Source organism: Pseudomonas sp. JS3066 (assembly GCF_036328175.1).
Classification (GTDB): Bacteria; Pseudomonadota; Gammaproteobacteria; order Pseudomonadales; family Pseudomonadaceae; genus Metapseudomonas.
The window spans coordinates 4,699,812-4,712,577 of the sequence record NZ_CP143312.1 but is presented as its reverse complement, the minus strand read 5'-3'; the positions used below and the strand labels follow the sequence as shown (position 1 = coordinate 4,712,577).

21 protein-coding genes are annotated in these 12,766 nt (G+C 59.8%); 13 read left to right on the top strand and 8 right to left on the bottom strand.

The window, feature by feature from the left end:
- The first annotated feature begins 140 nt into the window (after positions 1–140).
- The 3 genes from SA496_RS22320 to SA496_RS22310 all read left to right on the top strand — a co-directional run bounded on the left by SA496_RS22320 (position 141) and on the right by SA496_RS22310 (position 2,256).
- On the top strand, positions 141–851 hold the full coding sequence (locus tag SA496_RS22320; RefSeq protein ID WP_330114480.1) for a ferric reductase-like transmembrane domain-containing protein: 711 nt from the start codon (positions 141–143) through the stop codon (positions 849–851).
- Positions 848–1,213 carry a cytochrome c3 family protein gene (locus SA496_RS22315; protein ID WP_120654464.1) on the top strand — a complete coding sequence of 122 codons (366 nt, stop codon included), beginning with the start codon at positions 848–850 and terminating at the stop codon, positions 1,211–1,213. The genes SA496_RS22320 and SA496_RS22315 overlap by 4 nt, the downstream gene beginning before the upstream one ends.
- 212 nt (positions 1,214–1,425) lie before the next feature.
- Complete coding sequence (locus tag SA496_RS22310; RefSeq protein ID WP_330114479.1) at positions 1,426–2,256, top strand: oxidoreductase; 831 nt, start codon at positions 1,426–1,428, stop codon at positions 2,254–2,256.
- Between the two features lie 126 nt (positions 2,257–2,382).
- Here the strand turns inward: SA496_RS22310 and SA496_RS22305 are convergent, their stop codons facing one another.
- Positions 2,383–2,856 (bottom strand): BRO-N domain-containing protein, encoded by a 474-nt coding sequence (locus SA496_RS22305; protein ID WP_330114478.1) that lies wholly within the window; start codon positions 2,854–2,856, stop codon positions 2,383–2,385.
- Between the two features lie 479 nt (positions 2,857–3,335).
- Here SA496_RS22305 and SA496_RS22300 point away from each other — a divergent pair, with 479 nt between their 5' ends.
- Positions 3,336–4,073, top strand: a complete 738-nt coding sequence (locus SA496_RS22300; RefSeq protein ID WP_153920548.1) for a S1 family peptidase — start codon at positions 3,336–3,338, stop codon at positions 4,071–4,073.
- 79 nt (positions 4,074–4,152) lie between these two features.
- Here the strand turns inward: SA496_RS22300 and SA496_RS22295 are convergent, their stop codons facing one another.
- Both SA496_RS22295 and SA496_RS22290 read right to left on the bottom strand, forming a co-directional pair.
- Positions 4,153–4,362 carry a hypothetical protein gene (locus SA496_RS22295; RefSeq protein WP_153920546.1) on the bottom strand — a complete coding sequence of 70 codons (210 nt, stop codon included), beginning with the start codon at positions 4,360–4,362 and terminating at the stop codon, positions 4,153–4,155.
- A gap of 41 nt (positions 4,363–4,403) precedes the next feature.
- Positions 4,404–4,646 (bottom strand): hypothetical protein, encoded by a 243-nt coding sequence (locus SA496_RS22290; protein ID WP_153920545.1) that lies wholly within the window; start codon positions 4,644–4,646, stop codon positions 4,404–4,406.
- A gap of 351 nt (positions 4,647–4,997) precedes the next feature.
- On the opposite strand from SA496_RS22290, the gene SA496_RS22285 reads away from it, so the two are divergent.
- A complete protein-coding gene (locus tag SA496_RS22285; protein ID WP_330114477.1) occupies positions 4,998–5,603 on the top strand; it encodes a lecithin retinol acyltransferase family protein in 606 nt (201 codons plus the stop codon).
- Positions 5,604–5,712: 109 nt separating this feature from the next.
- On the opposite strand, the gene SA496_RS22280 is transcribed toward SA496_RS22285, so the two are convergent.
- Together SA496_RS22280 and SA496_RS22275 are read right to left on the bottom strand one after the other, a co-directional pair.
- Positions 5,713–6,036, bottom strand: a complete 324-nt coding sequence (locus tag SA496_RS22280; protein WP_153920541.1) for a DUF883 family protein — start codon at positions 6,034–6,036, stop codon at positions 5,713–5,715.
- A gap of 125 nt (positions 6,037–6,161) precedes the next feature.
- Positions 6,162–6,845 (bottom strand): Crp/Fnr family transcriptional regulator, encoded by a 684-nt coding sequence (locus tag SA496_RS22275; protein WP_280358051.1) that lies wholly within the window; start codon positions 6,843–6,845, stop codon positions 6,162–6,164.
- Between the two features lie 289 nt (positions 6,846–7,134).
- Between SA496_RS22275 and SA496_RS22270 the strand changes: the two genes are divergently transcribed.
- A complete protein-coding gene (locus tag SA496_RS22270; RefSeq protein ID WP_120655347.1) occupies positions 7,135–7,281 on the top strand; it encodes a lmo0937 family membrane protein in 147 nt (48 codons plus the stop codon).
- A gap of 51 nt (positions 7,282–7,332) precedes the next feature.
- Here SA496_RS22270 and SA496_RS22265 read toward each other — a convergent pair whose 3' ends face one another.
- The 3 genes from SA496_RS22265 to SA496_RS22255 all read right to left on the bottom strand — a co-directional run bounded on the left by SA496_RS22265 (position 7,333) and on the right by SA496_RS22255 (position 8,384).
- Positions 7,333–7,746 (bottom strand): PRC-barrel domain-containing protein, encoded by a 414-nt coding sequence (locus SA496_RS22265; protein WP_120654472.1) that lies wholly within the window; start codon positions 7,744–7,746, stop codon positions 7,333–7,335.
- 104 nt (positions 7,747–7,850) lie between these two features.
- Positions 7,851–8,024 (bottom strand): CsbD family protein, encoded by a 174-nt coding sequence (locus tag SA496_RS22260; RefSeq protein ID WP_120654473.1) that lies wholly within the window; start codon positions 8,022–8,024, stop codon positions 7,851–7,853.
- 150 nt (positions 8,025–8,174) lie between these two features.
- The gene (locus SA496_RS22255) at positions 8,175–8,384 is read right to left on the bottom strand and encodes a hypothetical protein (protein ID WP_120654474.1); all 210 of its coding nucleotides are present in this window, start codon (positions 8,382–8,384) and stop codon (positions 8,175–8,177) included.
- Positions 8,385–8,570: 186 nt separating this feature from the next.
- Here SA496_RS22255 and SA496_RS22250 point away from each other — a divergent pair, with 186 nt between their 5' ends.
- From SA496_RS22250 to SA496_RS22220, 7 genes are all read left to right on the top strand, one after another.
- Positions 8,571–9,002 (top strand): hypothetical protein, encoded by a 432-nt coding sequence (locus tag SA496_RS22250; protein WP_330114476.1) that lies wholly within the window; start codon positions 8,571–8,573, stop codon positions 9,000–9,002.
- 128 nt (positions 9,003–9,130) lie between these two features.
- Positions 9,131–9,289, top strand: a complete 159-nt coding sequence (locus tag SA496_RS22245; protein WP_120654476.1) for a DUF3309 family protein — start codon at positions 9,131–9,133, stop codon at positions 9,287–9,289.
- Between the two features lie 139 nt (positions 9,290–9,428).
- On the top strand, positions 9,429–9,764 hold the full coding sequence (locus tag SA496_RS22240; protein ID WP_120654477.1) for a DUF3509 domain-containing protein: 336 nt from the start codon (positions 9,429–9,431) through the stop codon (positions 9,762–9,764).
- Between the two features lie 247 nt (positions 9,765–10,011).
- Positions 10,012–10,275, top strand: a complete 264-nt coding sequence (locus SA496_RS22235; protein ID WP_330114475.1) for a hypothetical protein — start codon at positions 10,012–10,014, stop codon at positions 10,273–10,275.
- A 224-nt stretch (positions 10,276–10,499) separates the two neighbouring features.
- Entirely contained in the window at positions 10,500–11,327 is an 828-nt protein-coding gene (locus SA496_RS22230; RefSeq protein ID WP_330114474.1) for a BON domain-containing protein, read from the top strand.
- A 308-nt stretch (positions 11,328–11,635) separates the two neighbouring features.
- Entirely contained in the window at positions 11,636–12,373 is a 738-nt protein-coding gene (locus SA496_RS22225; protein ID WP_330115661.1) for a Crp/Fnr family transcriptional regulator, read from the top strand.
- Positions 12,374–12,552: 179 nt separating this feature from the next.
- Complete coding sequence (locus SA496_RS22220; RefSeq protein ID WP_120654479.1) at positions 12,553–12,699, top strand: lmo0937 family membrane protein; 147 nt, start codon at positions 12,553–12,555, stop codon at positions 12,697–12,699.
- Positions 12,700–12,766: the final 67 nt, after the last annotated feature.

Sequence of the window (12,766 nt, the reverse complement as noted above, 5' to 3'; positions counted from 1 at the left end):
CCGGCGCGCGAGCCGGGCACCTTGGCATCCACAGCAACGGGACTGGCAGGCAAGGCGATCGCCACACCTGCCAGAGGCTGAGAGAATCCTCCGGGTCGAATTCAGCGTCTTGTGCCGGGTGGATGCCCAAGGAGGAGTGCATGGTCGCGCTGACATTGCGCCTGGCCATCCTCAGTGCGCTGCCCTACGTGCTGGTGTTCCTGGTCGACGCCATGCCTGGTCTCGCGCCCGCCTGGGACTTTGCCAACGCTGCAGGCCTGTTCGGTGGCGTGATCCTCCTCCTCTTGTTCGTCTACTGCGGCCGGCCGATGTCGCGGCCGTACTTCGACGGGAAGTTCTTCATGGTCCTGCATCGTGACCTGGGCTACGCGGTGCTGATCCTGTTGGCGCTGCACGTTGGCCTGCTGCTAGTGGACGAGCCGCTGGTGGTGGATTATCTGCTGCCTTCGGCTTCCCTGCCCATGCTGGCCGGCACGCTCGCTGCCTTGCTGCTGCTGATTCTCGTGCCCATCAGTCTCCCCGCCGTGCGCCAGCGCCTGTGGCGTCATCACCTGCGTTTTCGCCGTTGGCACTACTGGATCAGTTCCGTGCTGCTGGTGCTACTGGCGGTGCACGTGATCGGGACCGGGTTCTACACCGGTGCGTGCTGGAAGGCCGTGCTCTGGGGCGTCATCACCAGCTGCGCACTGATCTGGCCCCTGCTGCCGCGTAGCCCCCTGGCGCCAGCCGAGGGGCACAGGCGTCGTAACACGGGGGGACTCGCCAGCCGGCTCTGCGCGGGCCTGTTGGTGTTCGTCCTGTGCCTGGCCGGGGGCTACGCCCTGCTGACCAACAGCGATCTGCCGCTATGAAGTGGCTCTACCTGTTGGTCTGCCTCGGACTGCTGGCGCTGCTGGGCTACGGCCTTGCGCAGGGGCACGCCGAGTTGGTGCGACAGCGTCCTTTGCTGCCGCTGAACTTCGATCACGGCGTACATGGCCAGGTGAATTGCCTGAACTGCCATCACGACTACGCTGACCGCTCCCCGGCCCCGCCTTCCGGTGACCGCACTTGCCTGTTCTGCCACAAGAGGTCTCAGGAGCTGGCCGTGCGCATTGAGCAGGACTTCCACCAACTCTGCCGGGGCTGCCACCTGGAACGGGTGCAGGCCATCGAGGCCGCCGGCCCGGTGCGGGCCTGTCAGCAATGCCATGCGCCCGCGATTCTTCCGTAGGAGCGAGCTTGCTCGCGAACTATCGTGCTCGGAGTTCTCGCGAGCAAGAACTCGGCGTCTTCCTCGCTTCTACACGTTTCTTAAAATTAATGAAATTTGCTCACAAGCACATGCAATTTTCTTGGGATTATCACAGCAGTCAGCCAGCCCTACAGTGAACGCAACTCAAACAGAAAGCCCGCGCGGTGCGGGTTCCACACAGGAGAGTTGCTATGCGTACCTGGTTCATTACTGGAGCTTCCCGTGGTCTTGGCGCCCTCATCGCTGCAAAAGCGCTGGAGGTAGGCGATGCGGTGATCGCCACCGCCCGTAAACCCGAAGACGTGATTGCCCGCCTGGGCGAACATCCCAACCTGCTGGCCGTGCGCCTCGATGTAACCCGCGAAAGCGAGGCCCATGAGGCGGTCGCCGAAGGTATCAAGCGCTTCGGCCGCATCGACATCCTGCTGAACAACGCCGGCTACGGCATTCTCGGTGCGGTAGAGGAAACCAGTGCCGCCGAAGTCGAGCGCATCTACGCCACCAACGTGTTCGGCCTGCTCAAGGTCACCCGTGCCGTGTTGCCGCACATGCGCCGCCAGCGTTCCGGCCACGTCGTCAACATCTCCTCGCTGGGCGGCTACCAGGCTTACTACGGCTGGGGTGTCTATGGCTCCACCAAGTTCGCCGTGGAAGGCCTCAGCGAAGCGCTGCACCAGGAGCTGGCGCCGCTGGGCGTGAACGTCACGGTGGTCGAGCCGGGCTTCTTCCGCACCGACTTCCTCGATGACCAGTCACTGGTGAAGACTGCCCTGGAACTGCCGGACTACGACGAAACCGTGGGCGCCATGCGCCGTTTCGCCGAGGGCGCCAACCACGCCCAACCGGGTGACCCGAGCAAGTTCGCCGGCGCCATGCTGGAGCTGGTGAACGCCGCCAACCCGCCGCAGCGCCTCGCCCTGGGCAGCGACGCCGTCGCTCGCATCGCCGCCAAGCACAGCCTGGTGGATGGCGAAGTGGCTGAATGGAAGGCGCTGTCGATGTCCACCGACTTCGTGGATTGACCGGCTTTCGCCGGCTGGGTAGAGAAACGAAACCCATGCGGGCCGTGGTCGATGGGTTTCGCAAGCTCTACTCCGCAGAACCGATTGCAACGAAAAAGCCCGGCGTCCTGCCGGGCTTTGTCTGCTTCAGAGCAGTGCCTTTCGCTCTGGCACCTGCCCCTGGAAGCGTGGCATGTCCTCGTAACGAATCCACAGCGTGCCTTGCCACTCGATCAGGTTTAGCGGCTGGCCCTGCCAACTCATCAACCGGCGACGCGGTTGCTGGCCCACGCCAGCCTCGCGTCCCAGTGCGGGGACCACTTCGTTGCTGATCCAGCGACGCAGCCCGCGATGCTCCGGGTGGTAGTAATGCACCAGCAGCAACTGGTGCAGACCACTTTCATTCACCAGCCGCTCCAGGCAGAAACTGCCGTCTTCCAGACGCAGCAGCTCATCGCGCAACTGGTCCTCATCAAGCTTGCGGGTGAAGTCGGTATCGGTGCGAATGCAGGCCAGCTTCGCCAGGTCTCGGCTGACGAACCAGGCTCGGTCGTCGATCAGGAGCGCGCGTAACGAAAGACGAAAACGAGGGAAAACGGTGGGGATTCGGTAATCAGTCATGACGCACCTCCGGGCAGTGGCGGAGGGCAGGGGGTACGAGCGAGGGAGTGGACGTGGCTCTCATGTTCAAACTCCATGTTCGGAACTGAGTAGCCGCCACCAAGGGGAGGGTGGCGGACCGTGCAGGGCTAGAACCCCGGTTGAGAAGCCACAAACCGGATGGGCCAGGCCCACCCTGCACGGTCCGCCATAGACTGCCAGGTAGCAGCGAGCCGAAGACGTCGCTGATCCTGCTTATGGCGTGTTGGCATTCTCGACAGTTTCACGGGGGTTCTAATCCCGGTTGCAGCCAAAGCCACAACGGGGCGAGACGCTATAGATCGTCCTTGTAGGACCGCAAGGCAGTTGCTGGGTAGGCCTTTTCTGGCCCGGTGGCGCGTTATTCGTAGTCAAACGGCCCGACTAGGCGGATGCTCGTGGCATGCACTTTTTTCCAACGACGCGCGGTCCCAGCGACGCGAGCTCAAGGACCTTACGCCATGTCGGTAATCGAACCCCTGCTGCTGAGCACCGTGCGCATTTGCACCCTGGCCGGTACGCGCGTGCTGACCAATGCCAGCGGATTCTTCTTTGCGCGTGACGAGCGCCTGTTCCTGGTCACCAGTCGGCACGTGGTGCTGGATGCTCCGAGCCGGCATTTCCCCGATCGACTCGAAATCGAACTGCACACGGATCTTCACAACATGGCGCAATCCTGCGGCTTCTCCGTGCCCTTGTATCGCGACCGTGAAAGCCTGTGGCGACAGGGGCGGGATACGGCAGGCGGCGTCGATGTGGCGTTGATCGAGATCGAGCGCTCGGCTTTGCCGGCTGCCACGGTCTACCACGCATTCACGCCGAGGCACCTGCAACTGCCCGGCGAGCCCATCGAAGTCGGCACCGCGCTGTTGGTGGTGGGTTTTCCCCTGGGCTTCCACGACAGCCTTCATCACATGCCGGTGGTACGGCATGCCATTGTCGCGTCGTCGTTCGGCCTGCGTTTCCAGGGACAGGGCTATTTCCTCACCGATGCACGCACCCATCGTGGCACCAGTGGCGCGCCGGTAGTGATGCGCGCGCCGGAAGAGTGCCAGGATCTGGGGGGACTGCCCTGGATGTTGCTCGGCGTCCACTCGGCACGCCTGGACCTTGGCAGCCGCGACCTCGTGCAGGACGAAGCGCTTGGGCTCAATTGCACCTGGTATGCCGACATCCTCATGACCCTGAGCGAGACCTGAGGAAAACGATGCCAGGTGTCCATGCGGCTGGCCAAAAAAAGCCCGCACGGGGCGGGCTGTGGCAACGTGGCCTCGGCAGCTATGAGTCAGCCATGAGGTCCACAATGGTTTCGCTGATGAAATCGGCGTTGGCCTCCAGGGTCGCCAGGCGATGGCAGAGCTGCTCAGAGGCGTCCGGTGAGCCGCATTGGTCGATCCAGATCGCCAGTTCGACAAGGGCGGCACCCAGCATGATCTGATTCATGTGGATGCGATGGAGCACGAGCGGTAGCGCATCACGCTTGGCCATGGAAACCTCGGGGTGAGACTCATCGTGGACGCTGTCGCAGGTCAGCACTCGCGCGAACTGAACACCGGCGCGCCGTGAGCATCGAATCCCAGCACCTTGCCCAGCGCACGTTCAGCCGCGCTGATCGCCTCTGACAGGCGAGTAAAGCTGGTGCCGTCATAGACCTGGTGAAAGCGCATTTCCGTGCCGCTGTTGCGCGTTTTGAATGCGACGAATGCCAGCGCGTGGTCGCCATTCATCTGGGCCTGACTCCATGCAACGTGCTCGGGGAAGTCTCGTTTCATGGTGGCCTCTGCCGGAGTTGTGAGAGTGCTTGGAATTCCACTATCTACCCCCTGGCCGGCAATTGCTTGGCTTTATTGGTAAACCGGACCAAGGGTCCTGAACGGCCAGCTGGCATGCCCTCTCGCCAGGACGACGGCCAGATATCTGGGGGGGCAGGTCCGTAATAAAAAATCGAAGAGTTTTGATTAAAAGCTATGGCTGTCGATGGGGGACTTGTACTTGCGTATTGGATTTAATACTTGTGTATAGGTGGAGCATATTTATTGGTTAATGGATTTAATCCTCCGCACAAATGAATCTCTGCGGCCCTGGCGATATATTCAGCATCAAGGCTTTCGGAGGGTTTCATCATGAGGCACTTCACAGATGAATTAGCGGACAGTTTTAATGCGCTTCGCTCAGCACTGTTTGTCTGCTTGACCCTGCTAACTACCCGCATCACCCGTCAGCTGAATGCTCTGATGCCTGAGCGGAAGCCTTTCGCCAAATCGCGCGGAAGGGGGCAGTTGGCAAACTCTGCAGCGAGTTCGTTGTTCAGGCTGGAAGATATCAAGCAAGGCGCAAGCAGCTTGCCTGTCGGTTCGCATTTGATTAGCCCGCGCACGCTTTATGCGCATCACGGAATTTATCTTGGTGGCGGTAATGTCGTTCACTACTCCGGATTCGCTAGTTCGATAAAACCCGGCCCCGTTGAAGTGACCGATCTTGAGTGCTTCGCCAATGGACATGATGTCTGGATAGTTCAAGAGCAATGCCGATATTCCAGCGATGAAATCGCAAGTCGGGCGCGCTCAAGAGTGGGTGAGAGTCAGTACAGGTTGCTTTCGAATAACTGCGAGCATTTTTGCAACTGGTGCATTAGCGGAGAAAGCTACAGCTCTCAAATTAATGCCTGTCTCCATTTCCCGCGCCACGTTTTCTCTTTGATCTCGGAGTCTCAAACTTCCTTCATTTGAACCTGGGTAATGGTTTGTGCGGTAGAAAGCACTTGTGGTCTGGAGGAAGGGCGCGGCGCGAGCGACGCGCCTCCATATTCCTCAGTGCATTTGCAGATCGAGGCGTGTGTCAGCTACGACGGGCCAGCACGAACCCGAACAGGAAGGCTGCGGCGGCGCTGGCGCCTATCACTTTCCAGGGTTGCTCGTGGACATAGTCATTGGTGGCGGCAGCGCTCTTGCGGCTTTGCTGAGCGAGCTTGTCACCCAGTTGCTCCATCGACGCCCTCGCCGCTGATATCCGTTCGCTGAGCATGGCCTGGGCTTGTGTCAGCTCCTCCGCGCTAAGCGAGGTAGTGTCCTTCATCAGGTCTTCGACATCTGCCAGAAAGCTGTGAAACTCCTGGCTGGGGCTGTTGCTGTTCGATCTGAGACCGTTCGATTTGGTAGGCATGAGGTGACTCCATTGATGGGGTGATGAGGTGCTGGCGGGCCTCGAGTCTTTCGCTCGAAGGCGTCCGAAGTAGTTGACTGTTCACATTGACCCCATCTTCTCGGCCCGTCGGTTCGCTGTGCCGCTTAGCCGAGCAGCTTGCTGTAGGAGTCTGTCACTGCGCAGTAACATTCGCAGGCCGCTGCTTCGAGCCCTGCGCGATCGAGAATGGTGATTTCGCCGCGGGTATAGCGGATGAGGTGTTGTTCCTGCAGCGCCCCTGCGGCCACCGTGATGCCACTCCGACGCACGCCGAGCATGTCAGCGAGAAACTCATGGGTGAGGTGGAAATGGTCGGCCTGCGCCCGGTCGTGGGTCATCAGCAGCCAGCGCGCCAGCCGTGGCTGGATCTCATGGAAATGGATGCAGGCGGCCGATTGCGACAGTTGCGCCATCGATATGTAGAGGTAGCGATTCAAGCTGCGTTGCAGGTCGGGGCATTCGTGCAACTCGTGCAGAAGGTGGGCGGAGGAAATGCGCAGGGCGTTTCCGGCGCCTTGCACAACTGCGCGGATTGGCGCCTTGCGTACCCCCAGTACCAAGGTGACACCCAGCATGCCTTCGCTGCCGATCAGGCCCATTTCCAGCGGCCGATGGGAATCCAGATGGGTCACCAGCGAAATGAAGCCGGTAATCGGGAAGTAGGCATGCCTGTATATCCGACCTGTTTCGCAAAGAAGGCTGCCAAAGACCAACTCTACCGATTCGCAGTGATTGAGAATCCTGTTGCGCTCTTTGCTCGGGATGCCATTGAGAAGTTGGTTGGTCACTATGGTCGCCTCCCTTTGCCCTGTCGCACGCGCCGGTCCTTGGCGGTGCGATAGGGCAGCTAGGTCATGCTGCACTCTTGCGCCCAGTGGTCGCGGCGGTCTGTTCGTTAGGACACGCAAGCGGGATGGATTGCGGTCGAGGGCGCGAGGGCCATGGGGGAAGTGTTGCGCCCGGCTTGTTTGCGGTGAAGCTGCTGGCCTTGAGTGCGATACCGTACAGACCGTCCTTCCGGCGTGGATGCAACCTGCAACAAGGCAGGTATTTGCCATGACGCAGCGGAGAATGGACATGTTCGAATTCGTCGTAATCGGATTGTTGGCCCTGTGGGCGTTGGGACTGCTTACGTCCTTCTACATGGGGGGACTCATCCACATCCTGCTGTTTCTGTCGATCGCGCTGGTCATGTTCCGGTCCAGGCTGGGACGGCGAGAGTGAGCCCAAGACGTCCTGGCAATCACAGAACCCCCGCCGCGAGGGGCATACCGTTCACTCCCATCCCGTCCTTCCGTAGAAGCGGCTGATCTGCATTTGCCAGCGCTGGTCAGCCATGTCAGGCCAATGGCTCTTGTCGAATCCGGGGGCACCTTTCAACTGGTGCCGATCAACATCGAGCATGAAGCGCTTGTGCTCGGTATCCCGGGTCAACGCTCTCCAGGGCACCGCGAAGAGTTTTTCTCCCAGGCCGAGGAACGACTTGAAGGACAGCACCGCATAGATGATGCGGCCGCTGCGCATATCCAGCATGAGTTCCTTGATTACTCCGAGGTCATCTCCCGCGAGGTTGTAGACATCGTTACCGATGAGCGTGTCTGCGCCCATCAGGTTAGGTCCAGGCCCGGTTCGAGAGGCGTGGCCGGCTTCGTTGTCTTCGTTGCCGGCGTTCTTTCCCTGATGGTTCATGAGTACCTCCAATTGCAGAAAGTTTGGCTGGCCCTTTCCCTGTAGAGCCTGCGTACGGGGAACGAAGGCAGCGCCAGGGAAGGGGAGCCAATCATGAAACCGAGTCAAGGCCTCTTGATGTCCTCCTTGATGTCGCCGACCGTCTCCTGGATATCACCGGTGGCATTTTGTGCCTTGCCTTCGTTTTCGAGCCGTTGGTTGCCGATAAGCCTGCCTGTGGTTTCCTTGATCAGGCCCTTCAACTGATCGACCTTTCCTTTGAATTGATCTTTGTTCATGAGCTTGCTCCATGAGCAGCGAGAGCGGTGATGCCTTGTGCCCAGCCCGCGCACGATTGCGATGAGCCGAGTCATGACCTTGTCGGCAAGCCGGTGGGGTGTCTGTGCGTTAGCGCACCCATGCCGTTCAGTCAGTCGGATGGCTGTTGCTCAAACCAGCTTTTGCCAAACCTCAGCGTTGGCCAGCTGATCCTGGCTGGCATGCTTGTGCTCGCCATGTATCGGGCTGAGTTCATAGATTCCGTCCGCTTCGGAGGTTGCCGCATAGCGGACACCTGTGAGCTTGTGCAGGTAGCGCAGCAGCGGCTGGCACTGCGCATCCAAACGCTGAAACAAGGTCGAGTCGTACATTCCATTCATGGCCAGTGCCTGCTGCAGCCGGTGCTGCTCTGCCTTTGTTTCATTCTGTGCTGTCTGCACACACCGGTATGTACGCCATCGCACCAGGGCGAAACTTGCAGGGTTATGAGCGCTAGCGCACCGACGCAGGCACGGCCATTGACCATTTTCTCATCCGATATCTCGCCGCATAGCGTGGAGGTTGTGATGAGTTCGTCGATCAATCCAAAGCGCGTTGAGAGCCCTATCGGCCTGAGACGCGAGTCAGCCTGCTCCGGAAGGGTCGCTCTTTCCCTAAGGGTGGAGCCTGCCAAGCAGGTACCGCTGCATGTCGCCAGGGAGCGCGTCGCGCCGCTGCGCCGGAAGTCGCCTCTACTGCTGCTTGTTTCGATGGTTGTCCTGCCATTGGTCGTGAGCGGCGATGTCCTTGCGATGGACGACTCTTCGCCGGGCCTGACCGGGAAGGTACGTACCGAAACGACACTGATGCAGAGCGCCTATGTGCAGTTCGATGAGCGCGAAGCCGAGGGCGGCATCAGTGAATCGGGCGCGGGAGGGCCAGGGAACAATCAGGCCCGCGAGCCGACGCGAAGTAATGGGGAGTATCAGGTGATCAGCATCCCGCGTATCTCGTTCTGAGTCAGTTCTGTTCGATGCCGTACAGATGTGGCCGATGGATGGGATCAATCTGGTTCTCGGCAGATTGCTGCTCGCATATCGAGCGCCGGCGAGCAGTCTTCTGATTGTTCGCATCCGAGGATATAGCCATGAGTCTGGGTACCATTCTTTTAATCGTTCTCATCCTGCTGCTGATCGGGGCCTTGCCGAACTGGCCGCACAGCAGAAGCTGGGGATATGGGCCAACCGGTGGGTTGGGCATCGTCTTGATCATCGTCATTGTGCTGCTGCTCACCGGGCGGCTTTGAGTGGCCTGCCGTCGGTTCGGATCAGAGCGAGACTCACCGGGCAAATGGGGCATCAACCCATAAGAGAAGTGCAAGCGCGGGGACTGGATTTTCGGCGATCTCACCTAATTGCTGCCTTGGTTTGGCAGGGGAGAAGCACATGCAACTCACATCGCATCTTTTATCGAACGCCTTTCCTGGTTATGAGGTGTCGCTGGCATCGCGGCCGGATGGCCGGGTACTGATGGTCCTCGCGCGGCCAGGGCAGCAGAGCTCAAGCAAGGTCATCGATGCGGGGGCTCTGTCCATCCGCGCGAAAGCGGCCAAGTTGATCAGGCAGGTCGAACGCGAGCTGAAACTGGAGGAGGGCGCTTTGAGATGGCACTCGCCAGACGATTACTGGATAAGCCTCGAACTTCCCACCTATCACGACCAGCCCTTGCGGAAACTATCCGTCTGGAGCTGGGCGGAACGGCGTAATAGAAAGCACTTCTAGGCTCTGTAGGAAAAGTTCTCGACGACTTTGCGTACGGGCCCTAATGGCCGAACTGCTTTCTTCGGCCAGGCCAGCGCAGTTTCCTGACGATTGAAATTGCCGCTCGCGGCTTGTGCCTTGGGGCTGAGCCCGCCTCGCACGCGGCGCGTGACACAGCGTTTCCAGGGGGATAAGCGCGGTGGCGCACCGACGGGAGCACTGCCCCACTGCCAGAGTACAGGCCCCACTACCGACCTCAGAGGTCAACATGAGCAAGCACAGCAAATCTATCCCGAACAGTGGCGCGGCACCGGCCAGCAAGGCGGCCAGGAAGCCTGGCCCGACCATCGGCTCACCCACTTCCATCAAGCCTGAACGCATGTCTGATCCCAAGACTGTGCCTCGCGAAGAGACCAGAAGGACCAAGCCCCAGGATGCAGACAAGGCAACTGCCAAGGCCTCCGCGAAAGAACCACCACGCGCAGCCAAGGGAGATGACGACCTCATGAGCGAGGAGCCCAGAAACTCATGAGCCTATCTGGCACGGTTGGCCTGCCGGGTGTAGGACGGACGCTACGCCATCAGCCGCCGAAAGGCGGAAAAGCAGGTAAAGCACTTCCTTGAGAAATGCAGGCACTGAGCCACACAAGATCCCCTGATGCACCGCCTCGCGGCTCATCAGGCGGCCCAAACCAGCGGCCCAGTCGTGCACGGGTTCCGGTTCGGATCTCTCTCCTTCCCGAATGGTGAAACCAGATGCACACACAATCCCGAAAGCAACTCCTTGCCGCCTGCATCGCGCTGGCGCTGGGGACGACGGGCGGCATGGCCGCCGCAGAATCACAGACCTTTACCGATAACCGCCAGGAAACCCAGATTTGGACGACCTATGCGTTGAACCCCCATCTGCGGGCCAATGATCTGAAAGTGTCGGTCCTGAATGGAAAAGCCACACTCACCGGAAACGTCGCGGAAGAGGTCAATAAGGATCTTGCCAAGGAGATCGCACTGGGCGTCAGCGGAATCGACTCGGTGGATAACCAGATCGTGGTCAAGCCGGACTACGTTCCGCCGAAGGCGGGCAAGGATCGGAGCTATGGGGTCATGGTCGATGACGCCACGATTACCGCTTCGGTCAAGTCGAAGCTGCTCTGGAGCAAACAGGCTGATGGCATGACGACTCAGGTCAAAACCCAGTCAGGCAAGGTAACGCTGACTGGCAACGCCGATAGCCAGGCAGACAAGGATCTTGCCGGCCGCCTCGCCATGAACACCGATGGCGTGATGCTGGTGGACAACCAGCTTGTGGTCGACGCCTCGAAGCCAGCGCCGGTCGACAGTGCCAAGAGCACTGCGAAGGAAACAGGTGGGGATATTGCCGATAGCTGGATCACGACCAAGGTGAAGTCCACCTTGATGTATTCCAGCAACGTCAAAGGTTCCGAGATCTCCGTGAGCACGAACAGCGGCATCGTTACGCTGAGTGGTCTCGTCGACAACGATGCCGAGCGTGACCGGGCGATCGAACTGGCGCAGAACGTCCGAGGCGTGAAGAGCGTTCGTTCAACGGAACTTCGCTACTGACGTCGGGGACTCAGCCCTCTGAGTCGCCATGCTCGAACAGTCACGCGCCGTGATCAGTAAGCCTCGACTCGTGATGGGGTTGGGTGAGGTGAGTAGAACCCCCACTATTCACCTCCGGCCAGCCAATACTTGCCCAGGGGCTGCCGCCAGCCGTTTTCACCCTGGCAACAGCTGCCGGCGGCGTGCTCACAAGAAGAAAGTCGTGCATCGAAAGCCCTATGTCCGATAGCACACACAGCGGCTGTCCCGTTGACCTATCGTTACAGGATCAAGGCCTTTTTCAGGTGCTTGGCTCGATGGTGGCGCACATGTCGGATACACCTTCACCTTTGCAGAACCACTTGCTCGCGACCTTGCCGGTGGAGGTTCGGCAGCGCTTGATCCCACAGATGCAACTGGTATCGCTGCCACTTGGCAAAGTGCTGTATGAGTCGGGGGATACGTTGCGTCATGTCTTTTTCCCCACCGACTCGATCGTGTCCCTGCTCTATGTGATGGAGAACGGCTCCTCGGCGGAAATCTCGGTCGTCGGCAACGAGGGGATGATAGGCCTGGCGGTGTTCATGGGTGGGGAAAGCACCCCGAGCCGGGCCATCGTGCAGAGCGCCGGTCACGCTTATCGGTTGCGGGGGAATGAGTTGAAAACCGAGGTCAATCGGCATGGTGAGTTGCTGCTTCTGATGCTGCGCTATACCCAGGCCCTGATCACCCAAATGGCACAGACCGCAGTCTGCAATCGCCACCATTCAATCGACCAGCAACTGTGTCGATGGTTGCTGCTGTCGTTGGATCGCCTGCCGAGTAACCATCTGACGATGACCCAGGAACTCATCGCCAACATGCTCGGTGTGCGTCGCGAAGGGGTGACGGACGCTGCCGGCAAACTGCAGAAGCTTGGCGTGATCGAGTACAGCCGCGGGCACATCACGGTGCTTGACCGGGCCAAGCTCGAGGAGCTGAGCTGCGAGTGCTATGCCGTGGTCAAGAAAGAGACCGACCGACTGCTGCCCTGGAAAATACCCACCCGGCACGACACTTCCCTTTGACGGACTCAAGTCATGCACTGCGCATTGCGCGATGTATTGCGCAGGGGCGTGTTCGGGCTGCGGACAGTTCATGGACCACAAGTATTTTTCCTTTGGTGCGTTGCCATACAGACGAGCCTTTCGCTCCGGATGCAACCTGTGAGCAGGCAGTTGCTTCGCGCTGCAAAAGGAGAACAGAAATGCTCCAGACACTTGTGGTCGTGTTGCTGGTCTTGTGGGTGTTGGGACTGATCACGTCCTACTCCATGGGCGGGTTTATCCATATTCTCCTGGTAGCGGCGATTGTGCTGTTCCTGCTCCAGTTCATTCAGGGACGTCGTTCGTAAGCGTGGAGTAGGAGGCCCGGCAAACCTCATGCCACTCAGCGTATGCAGTTCGGCTGCCAGGGCCTCT

What these genes read in the sequence shown, in the direction of transcription:
- SA496_RS22320 (WP_330114480.1), top strand. Translation starts at nt 141, where the DNA reads ATGGTCGCGCTGACATTGCGCCTGGCCATCCTCAGTGCGCTGCCCTAC.
- SA496_RS22315 (WP_120654464.1), top strand. Translation starts at nt 848, where the DNA reads ATGAAGTGGCTCTACCTGTTGGTCTGCCTCGGACTGCTGGCGCTGCTG.
- SA496_RS22310 (WP_330114479.1), top strand. Translation starts at nt 1,426, where the DNA reads ATGCGTACCTGGTTCATTACTGGAGCTTCCCGTGGTCTTGGCGCCCTC.
- SA496_RS22305 (WP_330114478.1), bottom strand. Translation starts at nt 2,856, where the DNA reads ATGACTGATTACCGAATCCCCACCGTTTTCCCTCGTTTTCGTCTTTCG.
- SA496_RS22300 (WP_153920548.1), top strand. Translation starts at nt 3,336, where the DNA reads ATGTCGGTAATCGAACCCCTGCTGCTGAGCACCGTGCGCATTTGCACC.
- SA496_RS22295 (WP_153920546.1), bottom strand. Translation starts at nt 4,362, where the DNA reads ATGGCCAAGCGTGATGCGCTACCGCTCGTGCTCCATCGCATCCACATG.
- SA496_RS22290 (WP_153920545.1), bottom strand. Translation starts at nt 4,646, where the DNA reads ATGAAACGAGACTTCCCCGAGCACGTTGCATGGAGTCAGGCCCAGATG.
- SA496_RS22285 (WP_330114477.1), top strand. Translation starts at nt 4,998, where the DNA reads ATGAGGCACTTCACAGATGAATTAGCGGACAGTTTTAATGCGCTTCGC.
- SA496_RS22280 (WP_153920541.1), bottom strand. Translation starts at nt 6,036, where the DNA reads ATGCCTACCAAATCGAACGGTCTCAGATCGAACAGCAACAGCCCCAGC.
- SA496_RS22270 (WP_120655347.1), top strand. Translation starts at nt 7,135, where the DNA reads ATGTTCGAATTCGTCGTAATCGGATTGTTGGCCCTGTGGGCGTTGGGA.
- SA496_RS22265 (WP_120654472.1), bottom strand. Translation starts at nt 7,746, where the DNA reads ATGAACCATCAGGGAAAGAACGCCGGCAACGAAGACAACGAAGCCGGC.
- SA496_RS22260 (WP_120654473.1), bottom strand. Translation starts at nt 8,024, where the DNA reads ATGAACAAAGATCAATTCAAAGGAAAGGTCGATCAGTTGAAGGGCCTG.
- SA496_RS22255 (WP_120654474.1), bottom strand. Translation starts at nt 8,384, where the DNA reads ATGAATGGAATGTACGACTCGACCTTGTTTCAGCGTTTGGATGCGCAG.
- SA496_RS22250 (WP_330114476.1), top strand. Translation starts at nt 8,571, where the DNA reads ATGAGTTCGTCGATCAATCCAAAGCGCGTTGAGAGCCCTATCGGCCTG.
- SA496_RS22245 (WP_120654476.1), top strand. Translation starts at nt 9,131, where the DNA reads ATGAGTCTGGGTACCATTCTTTTAATCGTTCTCATCCTGCTGCTGATC.
- SA496_RS22240 (WP_120654477.1), top strand. Translation starts at nt 9,429, where the DNA reads ATGCAACTCACATCGCATCTTTTATCGAACGCCTTTCCTGGTTATGAG.
- SA496_RS22235 (WP_330114475.1), top strand. Translation starts at nt 10,012, where the DNA reads ATGAGCAAGCACAGCAAATCTATCCCGAACAGTGGCGCGGCACCGGCC.
- SA496_RS22230 (WP_330114474.1), top strand. Translation starts at nt 10,500, where the DNA reads ATGCACACACAATCCCGAAAGCAACTCCTTGCCGCCTGCATCGCGCTG.
- SA496_RS22225 (WP_330115661.1), top strand. Translation starts at nt 11,636, where the DNA reads ATGTCGGATACACCTTCACCTTTGCAGAACCACTTGCTCGCGACCTTG.
- SA496_RS22220 (WP_120654479.1), top strand. Translation starts at nt 12,553, where the DNA reads ATGCTCCAGACACTTGTGGTCGTGTTGCTGGTCTTGTGGGTGTTGGGA.